Source organism: Gillisella vitis (assembly GCF_021559775.1).
GTDB classification, from domain to species: Bacteria; Pseudomonadota; Alphaproteobacteria; order Rhizobiales; family Rhizobiaceae; genus Allorhizobium; species Allorhizobium ampelinum.
In genome coordinates this window covers 285,587-300,737 of the sequence record NZ_CP056049.1, presented here as the reverse complement: position 1 = coordinate 300,737, position 15,151 = coordinate 285,587, and the positions used below count along the sequence as shown (strand labels likewise).

Sequence of the window (15,151 nt, the reverse complement as noted above, 5' to 3'; positions counted from 1 at the left end):
GATTGGAAATGGTGGTGATAACAATGTCGAGCGTTGCGTTTAAGGTACTGTCGACTGTGAACGCCCCTTACGGGACGGACCTTTCGGCTGCGCAACTCGCATCCAAAATTTCCGATTTCGCGAGTGTTGAGAATGTCGATGCTTCGGCATTCTCATTCTATTCCGAAGTGAAAACAGACCTCCAGCAACAGTTTCTGGATGAGAAGGGCATCGATAAAGAGGTTGCATTCGAGATTGTCCAGACATTCTTGCAGCTTGCCGGATACCCGCTCGCCCTAGAGCATCGGACCGAAAACCGGTTCCCACTTTTCGGTCCGATGCCTAAGCCAACTCTGATCCCTTGAGCCTGGCAGGCGCCTGCCGGGCATTATAGCGTCAACTATTCCTGGTGCAGGCGCGCAATGTTTCTTCAAGGATATCGAGCGCTTCGCTGAAGGTTTTCTCGTCGATCGTCAGGGGAGCCAGAAAGCGGATGACATTGCCATACACACCGCAGGTCAGCAGAATAAGCCCCTTTTCCACGGCCACGGTCCGCACCTTGTTGGTGAAATCGGCATCCGGAGTCTTGGAACCGGGCAGGTTGAATTCCACGGCGTTCATGAAGCCGGGACCGCGGATGTCGGCGATCTCAGGCACGGCATCGGACAGGGAATGAAGTCTTTGCTTAAGGCGGTTGCCGAGCGACGTGGCGCGATCTGCCAGTTGCTCTTCCTCGATTACATCGAGGACGGCATTGCCGGCTGCAATGCCAATCGGATTGCCGCCATAGGTGCCGCCGAGACCACCTGGGCCCGGTGCGTCCATGATGTCCGCCCGGCCGGTGACAGCCGCGATGGGGAAGCCGCCACCGAGGCCCTTGGCCATTGTGGTGATATCGGCAACGACGCCGAAATGCTCCATGGCGAAAAGCTTGCCGGTGCGCGCAAAGCCTGTCTGGACTTCATCCGCGATCAGCAGGATACCGTGCTTGTCGGCAATCTGGCGCAGCTTCTGCATGAAAAGTCGGGGTACTTCGTAAAATCCACCTTCGCCTTGCACGGGTTCGATGATGAAGGCTGCAACGCGCTCCGGATCGACATCAGCCTTAAAGAGCTTGTCGAGCACAGCCAACGAATCCTCCATCGTCTGGCCATGCAGTTCGACCGGGAAGGGGACATGAAAGACATCCGGCATCATCGCCCCGAAGCCAACCTTGTAGGGGGTAACCTTGCCCGTCAACGTCATGCCCATGAAGGTGCGTCCATGGAAGGCGCCGGTGAAGGCGATGACGGCAGACCGGTTGGTTGCCGCCCTGGCGATCTTGACGGCGTTCTCGACCGCCTCGGCACCGGTCGTCACAAAAATTGTCTTCTTCTCGAAATTTCCCGGTACTGCCTGGTTAAGGCGCTCGGCAAGGCGCACATAGTTCTCATAGGGGATGACCTGATGGCAGGTATGGGTGAAGCAATCGAGTTGCGCCTTCACCGCAGCAATCACCTTTGGGTGTCGGTGACCGGTATTGACGACGGCGATCCCGGCAGCAAAATCAATATAACGGCGGCCTTCGACATCCCAGATCTCGGCATTTTCGGCCCGTTCGGCATAAATCTGGGTCGTCACGCCGACGCCGCGGGAGATGGCATTCGTGCGGCGTGCCGCGAGTTGCGAATTCTGCATTGAAAACACCTTCGAGCCTGGGGTTATCGGAAGTTGCAATGATGATATCGTGAAAATCTCTACATTTTTTCGGTAGACTTGCAATGCCCATCACACAGCCGCTAGAAAAAAAACAACGCACTTAAGCCATGCTGGAAATACGATGCAAAACACCCACCTTAAAATCGCCGAAGCTGCCCGGATGTCCGGTGTTTCGCAATCGACTCTGAGGCTATGGGAACAGCAGGGGCTGATCGAGCCAGCACGCACGCCATCGGGACAGAGGCTTTACGATTCGGCTGTTCTGGAGCGCATTGCCAGGATTGCCTGGTTGCGCAGCGAAAGAGGGCTAAACCCGGCTGCCATTAAAGAGGAACTGGGGCATCCTGAAACGGGCCAGAAGGGGCTCGACGTGGCTGAACCGGTGACGGACACGGCGGCGATTGGCACGAAGGTTCGGCAAATGCGCAGGCTGTCACACCAAACCCTGGACGCGGTGGCCCGGGCGACAGGAGCGTCCGTCTCACAGCTTTCGACGTTCGAGCGCACATCTCAGGGTATTTCCATCACCGTTCTTCACGACTTGGCCAAGCACTTCGGCACCACGGTTGCCGATCTGAACGGGCATCCAACCCAGCAACAGAGCGCGTCAGTGGTGCGTGACGGCGAGTGGATGACGTGGCCGACCACATCAATGGGCGTTTCCATCCATTCACTTGCCGCCGGGGCGCGGCAGATGGAATGTCATCGGTTTGATTTGGCACCCGGCGCGTCCAGCGAAGGTGCTTACCGGCACGAGGGCGAGGAATTTATCTTCGTTCTTGCGGGAGCGTTGCAGATCGTTCTCGACGGGGACCAGTTTTATGATCTTCGGACCGGCGACAGTTTTTACTTTGAGAGCAGCCGTCCGCATTCCTGGCGCAATCCGGCGGACGTGCAGGCCACGTTGATCTGGATTAATACCCCGCCCACCTTCTAGTGGGGTCCTTAAGACTCCGACATTTGCTCTCGAGGGTGCTGGAGACGGAGGCAAATGTCGGAATCGGACCACTGGTGCATCGATCCAAACTCGGCTGAAGCCTCCGTTTGGATCGATGCATAACCAAAAGACGGGTGAACGAAAGCATGAACGAAGTGAATGCGTCAGTGCACTAGGTTTCTTCTCCCTCGCGGCTCTGTGACTGACTTTGTTGGCTCAAGCCCCCGTTAAAAACGGCGGGATTACCATGCACGTTGCCGCCTTTAGTTTACGATCCGCGGGTGGACCCTTTTGGGAATTCGTAACGCAGTTCACGCTACGTTGAACCTTAGCGCAGTGTTTTGAACTGCTCTTGTTCCGACCCCCCTTTGTGAATGCCATCAAACTCGAGCTAACGAGTGACGTTTTCTGAAGGATGGAGTAGAAAAATCGTCGCGTGAGCGCACAACACGTATTTATAGATAACTTCGCGATACCATTCGTTCGACAAGGCTCGCGATGTCCTCTTTTTCTGAAATTTATGGATGCGTGGGTCTGCCCGGACACAACAATGGTCCGCGCATCGTTCTCTGGCTGAGACCATGTCAGCTCTTTGAACTGCCCATCAGAGCTCTCGTAACACGCGAGACGTCCGTTCGTCCGGTGATGTGGCTGATCCATGCGGCGGTTTCAGCCAGTCTGGGCAGGTTTATATCGCGGCACAGGCCGAGGTCTTGCAGCAGATAGACCACTTCCTCTGTCGCAACATTGCCAGCCGCGCCAGCGGCATAGGGGCAGCCGCCAAGGCCACCGATGGAGCTGTCGAACACACGGATGCCCGCATCGAGTGCGGCCTGAATATTGGCGATCCCCATGCCATAGGTGTCGTGGAAATGTCCCGCCAGCGCCGATAAGGGTGCCTCTGCCGCCACTGCTTCAAGCATGCGCTTGACCTTCGCAGGTGTTCCAACCCCGATTGTGTCGCCAAGGGAGACTTCGCGGGCGCCTTTTTCCAGCAAAAGACGACTAACGCGCGCGACAGCACGCGGATCAATCGCGCCTTCATAAGGGCAGGCGATGACGCAGGAAACATAGCCGCGCACCGGAATGCCCACGGCCCGCGCCGCCTCGAAAATCGGCTCGAAGCGTGTGAAGGAGTCGTCAATCGAGCAATTGATGTTGCGCCGGGAGAAGGTCTCGGAGGCAGAGGCAAACACCGCCACCTCGCGGCTTCCGGCAGCAATGGCGGCCTCGAAACCTTTGAGATTGGGCGTGAGGGCCGAGAGGGTGACATGCGAAAGCTCCGCTGCCGAGGCGCAAGCCCTCATAACATCGGTACTATCGGCCATTTGCGGAACCCATTTTGGCGACACAAAAGCGGTTGCTTCAATGTGATCAAGGCCAGCTCTGGCCAGACGTTTCACCAATTCGATCTTCACATCGGTCGAAACAATAGCGGCTTCGTTTTGCAAACCGTCTCTAGGGCCGACCTCGACAATGACGATGTTGTCGTCGCTGGTTTGGTGCATGATCTTGTCCTTATGCGGCGGGCTGGAAATCAACCAGCTCCGCACCCGCCACCACCTGATCGCCAACCGCAAAATGGAAGCTGGCGAGCGTGCCATCGGATGGCGCAACAATTGTGTGTTCCATTTTCATTGCCTCCATAACCAGCAATGGCTCGCCCGTTTTCAAGGAGGCTCCCGGCTCGGCAAGCAGCGCGATGATCGCGCCGGGCATTGGGGCGCGCAGGCCGCCGCCGCCACTGTTGGTGTCGGTGGCACGTTGCAGGTCGGGCAAGCGTTCCACCACAAAGGTTTGCCCGGTATAGAACACATGACGATGGTTCCCATCAATCATGATCGCCGCGTCGTAACGCCGCTCGCCAATCCGCACATCAAGCGCCGTTGCCGGGCCGTTTTGGCTGGCACGGCCTTGCGCAAAGGTCGATGGTTCATCCGTGCCGGACAGGGCCAGAGACCAACCCTCTCCGGAGAAAACGGCGGTGACGGTCACCGTTTCGCCTTTGCAGCACAGCGCGATCCGGCGCTCCGCCCGGCCGGTCAGCCGCCAGCCATCAGTCAGCGCCCATGGGGATGCAGGCTTGGCAGGAACGTCCCGCAAAAGCTCCTCCAAAGCCGCCAGATACCAGACCCCGGCAGGCACAGGGGATAGGGCAAACAATCTCTCCTGTTCGCGCTCAATCAGCCCGGTGTCGAGATCGGCCTCAGCGAAAGACGGGGTCTTTATGAGCCGGTGCAGAAAGCCGATATTCGCCGTCAGGCCAACAATCTGAATTGCGCCAAGGGCTTCGCTCATGCGGTTCAGCGCTTCTTTGCGGTTTGCTCCATACACGATCAGCTTGGCGATCATCGGGTCGTAATGGGGTGAGATCGCGTCGCCTGCATCGACCGCGCTATCGATGCGCACATGCGCATTCTGCTGCGGCAGTCCCAGATGTTGGAGGGTGCCGATGGACGGCAGAAAACCTGCGTCCGCATCCTCGGCATAGATGCGGGCCTCGATGGCGTGTCCCATCAGCGGCACATCCTCCTGCCGCAAGGGCAAGGGGTGGCCTGCGGCAACGCGCAACTGCCACTCGACAAGGTCCAGCCCGGTCACCATTTCCGTAACCGGGTGCTCCACTTGCAAGCGGGTGTTCATCTCCATGAAGTAAAAAGACCCATCGCTATTGACGATGAACTCCACAGTGCCCGCCCCGACATAGCCAACCGCCTTTGCTGCCGTCACGGCAGCAGCACCCATGGCTGCGCGCCGCTCTGCGGTCATTCCCGGCGCGGGTGCCTCTTCCAGAACCTTCTGGTGGCGGCGCTGCACCGAGCAATCGCGCTCATAAAGATGGATGCAGTTGCCGCTGGAATCGGCAAAAACCTGAATTTCGATATGGCGCGGCTTGAGAATGTATTTCTCGATCAGCACATGATCGTCGCCGAAGGCATTGCGCGCTTCACGCTGGCAGGAGGCCAGCGCATCGGCAAAATCGTCTGCGCGATCAACTCGCCGCATACCCTTGCCGCCACCACCTGCGGAGGCCTTGATCAGCACGGGATAACCAATGTGATCGGCCTCTTGCCGCAGCCGTGCCGGATCGTTGTCCGTGCCGTGATAGCCGGGCACAAGCGGCACCCCGGCCTTGCCCATCAGCTCTTTTGCAGCCGATTTTGATCCCATGGCACGGATAGCAGCGGCGGGCGGCCCGATAAAGGCGATGCCGCTGGCAGCGCAGGCTTCGGCGAACTCTTCATTCTCAGATAGAAAGCCGTAGCCGGGGTGAATGGCCTCAGCACCCGTGCGGCGGGCAGCGGCAAGAATGTTCTCGGCAACAAGATAGGATTCGCGCGCCGGTGCAGGGCCGATGAGAATGGCCTCATCCGCAAGCCGAACATGGCGCGCGCCAGCATCGGCCTGCGAATAGACGGCAACGGTGGCAATGCCCATGCGCCGTGCGGTGCGGATAATGCGGCAGGCGATTTCGCCGCGATTGGCGATCAGGATTTTCTGAAACATGGTTTGATCCTTCACCCTTCTTTCCGATCCGCGATCCAGCCGGGTTTGCGTTTTTCCAGAAAAGCCGAAAGGCCCTCGCGGGCTTCATCCGTGCCTCGGCGGGCCGCAATCCGCTCTGCCATTTCAGACACCAATGCTGCATCGAAACGACGGCCGGAAATCTGCGTGATCAGCGCCTTCGCCTCTGTTACCGCACCCGGTGCACCTTTCAGCACATCGGCAACAATCCGTGCAACAGCAGCGTCAAGGCCATCCTTTTCGGCAATCTCGTGCACAAGGCCCAGCACATGTGCCTTCTCAACCCCCATCCGCTCCCCCGTGAGGAAATAGCGGCGGCACTGACGCTCCCCAATCGCAGCAGCAACCAGCGGGCTGATAACCGCAGGGATCAGCGCGAGGCGAACCTCTGAAGTGGCAAACACGGCATCGGGAGCGGCAACGGCAATGTCGCAGGCCGCCACCAGCCCCATTCCACCGCCAATCGCAGCGCCTTGAATGCGGGCAATCAGCGGCTTGGGACAATTGCGCAATGCCATGAACATCCGCCCCATGGCGGCTGCATCCGCCGCATTGTCCGCAACGGTAGCAGCACCTTGCCGCTTCATCCACGCAAGGTCAGCGCCTGCGGAAAAACTGGCCCCACGACCGGCCAGCACAAGGACGCGCACGCTGTCGTTTTCAGACAGCGCTTCAATGGCCAGCGTCATGTCCTGAATGAGCATCTCATCGAAGGCATTGTGCAGGTCTGGCCGGTTCATCCACACTGTTGCGACCGCGCCGTTCAATTCGAGATCAAGGGTTTTATAGATCATGGCAATCTCACATGCGGAAAAGGCCGAAGCGGGTTTCACTGATGGGCGCATTGAGCGCCGTTGACAGGGAAAGGCCGAGAACCCGGCGTGTTTGCGCGGGGTCAATGATGCCGTCATCCCACAAACGGGCGGTCGAATAATAGGGGTGGCCCTGCCGTTCGTACTGGGCGCGGATGCCGTTTTTGAATGCATCTTCCTCTTGCTGCGGCCATGTTTCGCCTTTGGCGGCAACGCCGTCACGACGCAGCGTGGCCAGAACGGACGCCGCCTGATCGCCACCCATGACGCTGATCCGCGCATTTGGCCACATCCACAGGAAGCGAGGGCTGTAGGCCCGCCCGCACATGCCGTAGTTTCCGGCGCCAAAGCTGCCGCCGATGACGAGTGTGAGTTTTGGAACAGCGGCGGTGGCCACCGCCGTCACCAGTTTTGCGCCGTGCTTGGCGATGCCCTCATTTTCATAATCGCGCCCGACCATGAAGCCGGTAATGTTTTGCAAAAACAGCAGCGGAATACGGCGCTGAACGCAAAGCTCAATAAAATGCGCCCCTTTCAGAGCGGCTTCCCCAAACAATATGCCATTGTTGGCAATGATACCAACCTGCATGCCATAAAGATGGGAAAAGCCCGTCACAAGCGTTGTGCCGTAGCGCGCCTTGAATTCATCAAACCGCGAGCCGTCCACCAGACGGGCAATGACCTCACGCACATCATAAGGCTTTCGTGTATCAGATGGGATGATGCCGTAAAGCTCTTCGGCTGGATAAATCGGCTCGTCGAACTGGTTGGCGGCGTCTTCCTGCGCGGGCAACGTCGAGACGATCCGCCGGGCGATGTGAAGGGCGTGGGAATCATTTTCGGCCAAATGGTCGGCAACGCCGGAAATGCGGGTATGCACATCGCCACCGCCAAGATCTTCCGCCGTGACAATCTCACCCGTTGCCGCCTTCACCAATGGCGGGCCTGCGAGAAAGATTGTGCCCTGTTCGCGTACAATCACCGTCTCATCACTCATGGCGGGCACATAAGCACCACCCGCTGTGCAGGAGCCCATAACAACGGCGATCTGTGCAATGCCCGCCGCCGACATCTGCGCCTGATTGTAGAAGATGCGGCCAAAATGATTTTCGTCGGGGAAAAACTCATCCTGGAGCGGCAGATAGCCACCGCCCGAATCCACGAGATAAAGACAGGGAAGACGGTTTTGCGCAGCAATTTTCTGGGCGCGCAGGTGCTTCTTCACCGTCATCGGATAGTAGGTGCCACCCTTTACTGTCGCGTCATTGGCAACCACCATGCAACGGCGGCCCTCGACATTACCAATGCCTGCAACAATACCCGCAGACGGGGCTTCGCCATCATAAAGGCCGTGGGCCGCAAGCTGACCAATCTCCAGAAATGGCGATCCGGGATCGAGCAAGCGATCGATCCGCTCACGCGGCAGCAGCTTTCCGCGCCCGGTGTGGCGCCTGCGCGCCACCTCGCCACCGCCCAGCGCCGCCTCAGCCGTTTTCAAGGCGAGATCGGCGACAGCCTCCGCCATCGCCTCGGCATTGGCGCGAAATTCTGCCGAGCCAGAGTTGATGCTTGTTGACAATGGATTCACGCCCGGCCTCCTCTGCCGCAAGCGTTTCCGCCGCGCCGGTCATTATTGACTTTGTGGCAGTCTAGCGATTGAAGATAGGCAAATCCCGTCAAAGAATTGATGGATAGTGCCAGAGGGAGGCAGGTGAATGACGCAGGCGAGAACGCCCTCCGGCTTTGCCTTGGCTATTGTTTTAGCCTATCAAAAGCGCGGGATGACAGCGCAGCCAGCGCTGCTCGCGGCAGGCATTGATCCCGCCACCCTGCATGCAGATGGCAGAATCACCGCAGATCAACTCGAACGCCTGTCGGATCACGCCATGCGCGAGCTGGACGATGAGGCGCTTGGCTGGTTTTCCCACCGCCTGCCGTGGGGCAGTTATGGCATGCTGTGCCGCGCATCTCTGCCCTCGGCCACGCTGGGCATTGCCATCGCGCGTTGGTGCCGTCATCACAATCTCATCACGCAGGATGTGACGCTCAGTCTCGAAACGGGACGCAATCTGGCTGAGGTGCGGATCGAAGAAAAAAGCGGGCTTGGCGCGTTTCGGGAATTTTGTCTGGTCAGCCTGCTGCGCAATCTTCAGGGCGTGGCCTCGTGGCTCGGTGACACGCGCATTCCCTTGATTGATGTTGCGTTTCCCTTTGACGCACCAGCGCATGCTGAGAGCTACCACTATCTCTTCAACGGCCCTGCGTCGTTTGGCGCGGATCATGCAAGCCTGCGTTTTGATGCAGCCTATCTGGGCCTGCCTGTCCTGCGCGATGATGCTGCCTTGCGACAAATGCTTCGGCGGCCTTTGCCGCTGATGGTGCGTCAGTATCGGCGCGACCGTCTGCTCTCGCGCGAAATTCTCCGCTTGCTGAATGACATGCCAGCAGCGGGGGTTGATGACTTGGCCGAAAAGCTCAATCTGTCAACCCGCAGCCTTCACCGCCATATCAAGCAGGAAGGCACATCGTTTCAGGCGCTGAAAGACCTTTCGCGCCAACGTCTGGCAGAGCGACTGCTGGCTTCCACCCAGTGGCCGATCAAGCGCATTGCCCGCGAATGCGGCTTTGATGCAGAGGCAAGTTTTGTGCGCGCGTTCAAGTCCTGGACTGGCCAGACCCCACGGGCCTTCGCGGTTGCGGCAAGGCAGGGTACATCATCGCATAAGCCGTGAAAGCTGCATCGCACCCGTGAGGCAGCCTTGTCGTTGTCCGAATGCATCAATTCTTTGGCAGGATTTGATCCGCATTCGGTTGTAGCTTTTGCGAAGATCAAGGCAGCCGCTTGGAGGAGCGGGCGGCTGCGAGGGAGGCCTGCATGATCCGTTTTAATGCCGCCGTCGTGTGCGGAAAAGGCGAAGCGCGCGTTGTGAAAGCCGTTCCTATTCCAGCCATGGCATAGAGGGGGCGAACAATGCAACAATCCCGCATCAGCGATTTGGCGTATAACGCCGCCCAACGGTTTGGCAATAAGACGGCCTTGACCCTTCCCGGCGTGCGTTCCTTCAGCTTTCAAGACATAGACGATCTGGCAGGGCGCATGGCCGGAGCGTTTGCGGCGCGCGGTCTGCAAGCGGGCGATCGCATTGTGCTGCATTTGCCCAACGGCTGGCAATGGGTGGTTGCCTATCATGCCATTGCCAGATTGGGTGCGGTGGTCGTGCCTGCGAATTTTCTCCTCAGCGCTGAGGAAGTCGCCTTCATTCTGGACAATTCCGAGGCCGCAGCCCTGATTGTCCCTGCTGATCGCCGTGCCTCCTTCCAAACCAAAGCCCATGTTTTTACGCTTGGCGAGGCCCCGGAGGCGGAAGAACTCACAACACTTCTCGATGGAGAGTATAGGCTTCCAGTCGAGCGCCGCCCGGACGATCTCTTCACCATCGGCTATACGTCTGGCACAACCGGGCGTCCGAAAGGTGCCACAATGACCCATGCCGGGCTTTTTGCGAGTCTGGCGGGCACGGCCACCATCCATGTGCGTCACGGTGGCGACGCCGTGCTGACCTCTCTGCCGTTTCCGCATGTTTACGGCAATATCGTCATGAATGCGACGTTTCTCGTCGGGTCGCGGCTGATTACCACGCCGCGCTTCGATGCCGCCGAGGCTTTGCGGCTGATCAGCGCGGAAAAAGCCACGCTTTTCGAGGGTGTGCCAACCATGTTCTACCAGATGCTCGCCCATCCGAACATTGCAAACGCCGACTTGACAAGCCTGACGCGCTGCACCGTTGGCGGTCAGACCATGCCGACTGCCAAGATCGATGCCGTGACAAACCGCTTTGGCTGCCCGCTTCTGGAATTGTGGGGCATGACCGAGGTTGCAGGCCCTGCCATCACGCATTCGCCCTACTGGAGCCCGCGCCCCGGATCAATCGGACTGCCGATGCCGGGTTTGGAGGTGCGCCTTGCCGATCTGGAGGAGCCAACGCACGAAGCCACGCCCGGTAGACCCGGTGAATTGCTGGTGCGTGGTGCCACGGTCACAAAGGGATATTGGCGCAACGAGGCTGCCACCATTGAGGCGATAGACACTGACGGCTGGCTTGCGACCGGCGACATCGCCCGCACCGACGCGGATGGCTATATCTTCGTGGTTGATCGCAAGAAGGACATGATCATCACCGCTGGCTATAATGTATATCCGGCAGAGCTTGAGCAGGTGATTGCCATGCATCCGGCTGTTGCCATGGTGGCTGTTGCGGGCATTGCTGATGAGGAAAAGGGTGAAATTGCCCAGGCCTTCGTTGTGCCTCACCGCGATACGGCATTGAGCGAGGAGGCGTTGCTCAACCACTGCCGCAAGCATCTGGCATCCTACAAGATCCCGCGACGGGTGATTTTCGTCGAAGATCTGCCGAAAAACAGCACCGGAAAAGTTCTACGCCGCTCGCTGCGAGAGGCCAACGTCCCCGCCTGAGCGGCGGTCGGCATTTGTCAATATTTGCGCGTTTGACGCGCTGGAAACGGGAGGTTCCATCATGCCTATTAATTTCAATGGGGATTATACGATGACCATCGACGGCAAGGCCGTCAGTGCGGCATCCAGCTTTGAGGTCTTCAACCCCGCCACCGAAGAGGTGGTTGCCAAGGCCCCCGACGCCAGCCGTGAGCAGTTGGAGGCGGCCGTATCCGCCGCAAAGGCAGCCTTTCCGGCATGGTCGGCCCGCCCATTGAGCGAGCGTCAGGCCTTTGTTGCCCGCCTTGGCGATGCCATCGAGGCCCATGCGGAAGAGTTCATGCGTCTTTTGACCCGGGAACAGGGCAAGGCGTTCAAGGGTGCGGAATGGGAGGTTGGCGGCTCTGCCACCTGGTGCCGGGAAATCGCCAAGCAAGAGCTGCCCCTTCATGTGGCTGAGAAAACCGATGGGCGCACGGTGGAAACACGGCGCGTTCCGCTCGGTGTCGTTGGCGGCATCACCCCATGGAATTTTCCGATCCTGCTGGCCGTGTGGAAAATCGCGCCTGCGCTGGTGGCTGGCAACACCATGGTGTTGAAACCCTCGCCCTATACGCCTTTGTGCACACTGAAACTGGGCGAGATTGTCCGCGATATTCTGCCGCCGGGCGTGCTTAACGTGGTTTCTGGCGGCAACGACCTCGGCTCCTGGCTGACGCAGCACAAGGACATCAGCAAGATCAGCTTCACCGGCTCCACAGCCACCGGCCGCAAAATTATGGAGGCATGCTCAGGCAATCTCAAGCGGATTACGCTGGAGCTTGGCGGCAACGACCCGGCCATTGTGCTGCCGGATGTCAACATCAAGGAAACCGCCGAAAAGCTATTCTGGGCGGCCTTTCAGAACAGCGCCCAATTCTGCGTCGCGGCCAAGCGGCTCTACATCCACGAAGACATTTATGATGAACTGGCCGAGGCTCTGGTGGCCTATGCCAGAACCGTGAAGGTTGGCGACGGTGCCGAACAGGGAACGGATCTCGGCCCTATTCAGAACCGCATGCAGTTTGAGAAGCTGAAAAACCTTTTGGCTGATGCGAAGGACAAAGGCCTCCACTTCCTGCTGGGCGGCGAAGTTGAGGACCGCAAGGGCTTCTTCGTGCCTGTGACCATCATTGATAATCCACCGGAGGATAGCCGCGTGGTGGTCGAGGAAGCCTTCGGCCCTGTTCTGCCGCTTCTGAAGTTCAAAGATGTCGATGATGTGATCCATCGCGCCAACAATACGGAATATGGCCTTGCCGCGTCCGTATGGGGCAAGGACATTGCTGCTGCACGCGGCATCGCCGAACGGATTGAAGCCGGGACTGTCTGGGTCAACGAGATTCACAGCTTCTCGCCCCATGTTGCCTTTGGTGGTCACAAGCAATCGGGCATCGGCATTGAAAATGCCCTTGAAGGTCTGAGCGAATATACCAATTCGCAAACGCTGGTCATCAACGCAGCCGCCTGAACGTTTCACCATCGGTATAGGCGCGGCTCGAAGAGGGCCGCGCTGCTTTGTGCGATGACGATTGATTGAGCGAAGTCGCGTTCACAGCCTTTGTCGGATCTGATTGCATGAAGTGCGGTGGATTTACCCTTAAAAAGGGAGCGGTTTTCTTGAGTTGAAAGGAAACCGGAATGCGAAAGCAGAAGAATTCTACCAAGGAATTTGAGAAGGAAGCGTCGCGCGTTATGCAGACGAGCCGACCGAGGCAGCGCGAGATTGCGTAGGACCTGGGCGTTGGCCTATCGACGCGACAGCGCCGTGCGCCATATATGGCGCGCACAGTAGACAACGCTATCGTTATTATCGGTGGCTCCCCCACTCTGGCTTGCCAGCGCTCGTCATTTGAAACGATTCACTGGATCGTTTCATCGGCTTTGCAGACCAATCCTCACCCCACTTGAGGGGAAGATCGGCAGGAATCACTGGCCGTATATCTTTTGGCGCCTTACGATGCTGGAAATAACACGGTTTCTGTAGGGTAATACGAAGGGGCATTTTCAATGAATCTTCGTATAAGCCCCGCACAATTCGGGAGATTGGCCGCTTGATCTGAAATGCCTCGCCACTTTTTCCGGGCAAGTCCAGGTTGAGCAAACGTGCCCGTGAAGACACACGACAAACTGACCTCCTGTTTCAGGCTTGGCAAGAAAGCGGCAAGGCCTATCTATGGCTTGCAAGCTTTATGACGATTCTTCGTCGGACGCATTGCATGCATCAAATTCTGGAAATGATACCTCACCCTTGGAATTTTGCATGCAATACGTCCCGAATACAACAATACAGGTTTATGGCTGGCGCGGTGGTGATAGCCCCAGAGTGGTTCCGAGGTCGAAGACAATGGCTGCATAGATGGTCCAGCCGTTCTTCATTCTTGAGGTGGAATAGTCAGCAAGGTAGGTTGTGTTGGGATCCTTGACGTAAGATGCCCCAAACTCAAGAAATCCAGCGGGGCCTATTCCTGTCCGTCCGTGCAGATCGAACTGGAACGTGTCTCGCGGCTGCCGGTCGTAGATGCCTGTCAAAAACCGGCGCGCGTTGGTTTCGTATTGGGCACGTTTTTCACTGAGGCCAATATAGTGAACCGTCGCGCCAATCGATGTCAGGGGGTTAGCTTTCCAGAAGCCGCCATATTCAATGCTGCCATAAGCTTCCCACGGATAGGATTGACCGTCTCCGAACGTGTGGAAGATGCCGCCTGAGACCGCGATGTTTTCGGGGAAGGGGCTTCCATCGGGATCACTCCAGAGAACTTTTCGAACCTGAGCAAAAACCCCGTTTGATCCCCCGTCATGTTCGATCACTGTCTGGTTCGCGCCAAAGGTTGGATTGCCCCAGCCTGTGCCGTATAGCGCGTCCGTGTAGGATGCAGAGCTTCGATAACCACCAATTTCATAGTTAAGCGGCTTCGCTGTCTCCAGAAAATTTTGCCGCTGGGCGAGGTGGACCACGGCGGTATAACCGTCAGAATCGCCTCTCCCCCAGTTCCAGCCCGATCCTGTCTGCCAGTTTTCTGTGTTGTTCTCGGTGATGACGCCACCGAGGGAGAGATCCGGCGTTAAATTGTAGCCAACGCGGCCACCCCATTGCGCAACGGTGTTGCCGGGAGCGCTTAACACCAACGCACGGGTTTGCGAGATGCACCCCTTGCCACCGCAGAACTCTGACCTGAAAAACTCCGGCCACATGTTGAGCCGACCGCCCTCGACCTCCAGCTTTCCGTCAAAAAAATCCCCCTGAAGGGTAAGGCGTGTAAGATCGGTTGAACTATCGAGAGAAGGGTCCGTAGCGTAAAAGGCATTCGAGACTTGAAACAGATACTGATTGGCATTGTGTCTGGGAATGTTAACCGTTTCCTGCCAGTTGATCTTGAACATGTCGGATAGATGGTATGTCGTGTCGAACATCAGAAAGCCGAAGTTGCCAGAATGGCCCGGATCAAACCCGAAATCTGACGCATTTGCATAGAGATTGACGAAATTGATGCGGACATCAAAACCGGCGTCATGGAGCGTGTGTCCAAGGCCGCTCAAGGGGCCGGGAGGAGGGGCCTGCGGATCCGTGGCCTTCGCGACGGACGGATCGGAAGGTGTATTGGCATCGGCTGCCACAGCGGTAAGTCCGCTTGCCAGCACTCCGTATGCAGCACTGAGGATAACAAGTTGCTTGAGATGGGTTTTCATTTTTCTCCCCCAGAGACA

The 15,151-nt window shown here is 58.0% G+C and carries 11 protein-coding genes; 5 read left to right on the top strand and 6 right to left on the bottom strand.

The genetic code is table 11. The features are described 5' to 3' along the window. The first annotated feature begins 23 nt into the window (after nucleotides 1-23). Entirely contained in the window at nucleotides 24-344 is a 321-nt protein-coding gene (locus tag AVCG78_RS23415) for a hypothetical protein (RefSeq protein ID WP_071203473.1), read from the top strand. A gap of 31 nt (nucleotides 345-375) precedes the next feature. Here the strand turns inward: AVCG78_RS23415 and AVCG78_RS23410 are convergent, their stop codons facing one another. Continuing rightward, entirely contained in the window at nucleotides 376-1,656 is a 1,281-nt protein-coding gene (locus AVCG78_RS23410) for a 4-aminobutyrate--2-oxoglutarate transaminase (RefSeq protein WP_071203474.1), read from the bottom strand. A 142-nt stretch (nucleotides 1,657-1,798) separates the two neighbouring features. Here AVCG78_RS23410 and AVCG78_RS23405 point away from each other — a divergent pair, with 142 nt between their 5' ends. Next, nucleotides 1,799-2,614, top strand: coding sequence for a cupin domain-containing protein (locus AVCG78_RS23405; protein WP_015918712.1), 816 nt, complete (start codon nucleotides 1,799-1,801; stop codon nucleotides 2,612-2,614). Between the two features lie 584 nt (nucleotides 2,615-3,198). Here the strand turns inward: AVCG78_RS23405 and AVCG78_RS23400 are convergent. From AVCG78_RS23400 to AVCG78_RS23385, 4 genes are read right to left on the bottom strand one after another with little or no spacing between them, the layout of a single operon-like run. Next, entirely contained in the window at nucleotides 3,199-4,122 is a 924-nt protein-coding gene (locus AVCG78_RS23400) for a hydroxymethylglutaryl-CoA lyase (RefSeq protein ID WP_071203579.1), read from the bottom strand. 10 nt (nucleotides 4,123-4,132) lie between these two features. Continuing rightward, nucleotides 4,133-6,121, bottom strand: coding sequence for an acetyl/propionyl/methylcrotonyl-CoA carboxylase subunit alpha (locus AVCG78_RS23395; RefSeq protein ID WP_156601703.1), 1,989 nt, complete (start codon nucleotides 6,119-6,121; stop codon nucleotides 4,133-4,135). 11 nt (nucleotides 6,122-6,132) lie between these two features. Next, nucleotides 6,133-6,933, bottom strand: coding sequence for an enoyl-CoA hydratase-related protein (locus AVCG78_RS23390; RefSeq protein WP_071584818.1), 801 nt, complete (start codon nucleotides 6,931-6,933; stop codon nucleotides 6,133-6,135). A gap of 7 nt (nucleotides 6,934-6,940) precedes the next feature. Continuing rightward, entirely contained in the window at nucleotides 6,941-8,539 is a 1,599-nt protein-coding gene (locus AVCG78_RS23385; protein ID WP_071584819.1) for a carboxyl transferase domain-containing protein, read from the bottom strand. Nucleotides 8,540-8,666: 127 nt separating this feature from the next. Here AVCG78_RS23385 and AVCG78_RS23380 point away from each other — a divergent pair, with 127 nt between their 5' ends. The 3 genes from AVCG78_RS23380 to AVCG78_RS23370 all read left to right on the top strand — a co-directional run bounded on the left by AVCG78_RS23380 (nucleotide 8,667) and on the right by AVCG78_RS23370 (nucleotide 12,914). After that, nucleotides 8,667-9,683: an AraC family transcriptional regulator gene (locus AVCG78_RS23380; protein WP_071203477.1), complete on the top strand. Its 1,017-nt coding sequence runs from the start codon at nucleotides 8,667-8,669 to the stop codon at nucleotides 9,681-9,683. A 239-nt stretch (nucleotides 9,684-9,922) separates the two neighbouring features. Then, the gene (locus tag AVCG78_RS23375; RefSeq protein ID WP_071203478.1) at nucleotides 9,923-11,425 is read left to right on the top strand and encodes an AMP-binding protein; all 1,503 of its coding nucleotides are present in this window, start codon (nucleotides 9,923-9,925) and stop codon (nucleotides 11,423-11,425) included. 61 nt (nucleotides 11,426-11,486) lie between these two features. Further along, on the top strand, nucleotides 11,487-12,914 hold the full coding sequence (locus tag AVCG78_RS23370; RefSeq protein ID WP_071584821.1) for an aldehyde dehydrogenase family protein: 1,428 nt from the start codon (nucleotides 11,487-11,489) through the stop codon (nucleotides 12,912-12,914). An 824-nt stretch (nucleotides 12,915-13,738) separates the two neighbouring features. On the opposite strand, the gene AVCG78_RS23365 is transcribed toward AVCG78_RS23370, so the two are convergent. After that, nucleotides 13,739-15,133: a carbohydrate porin gene (locus AVCG78_RS23365; RefSeq protein WP_071203480.1), complete on the bottom strand. Its 1,395-nt coding sequence runs from the start codon at nucleotides 15,131-15,133 to the stop codon at nucleotides 13,739-13,741. Nucleotides 15,134-15,151 lie beyond the last annotated feature (18 nt).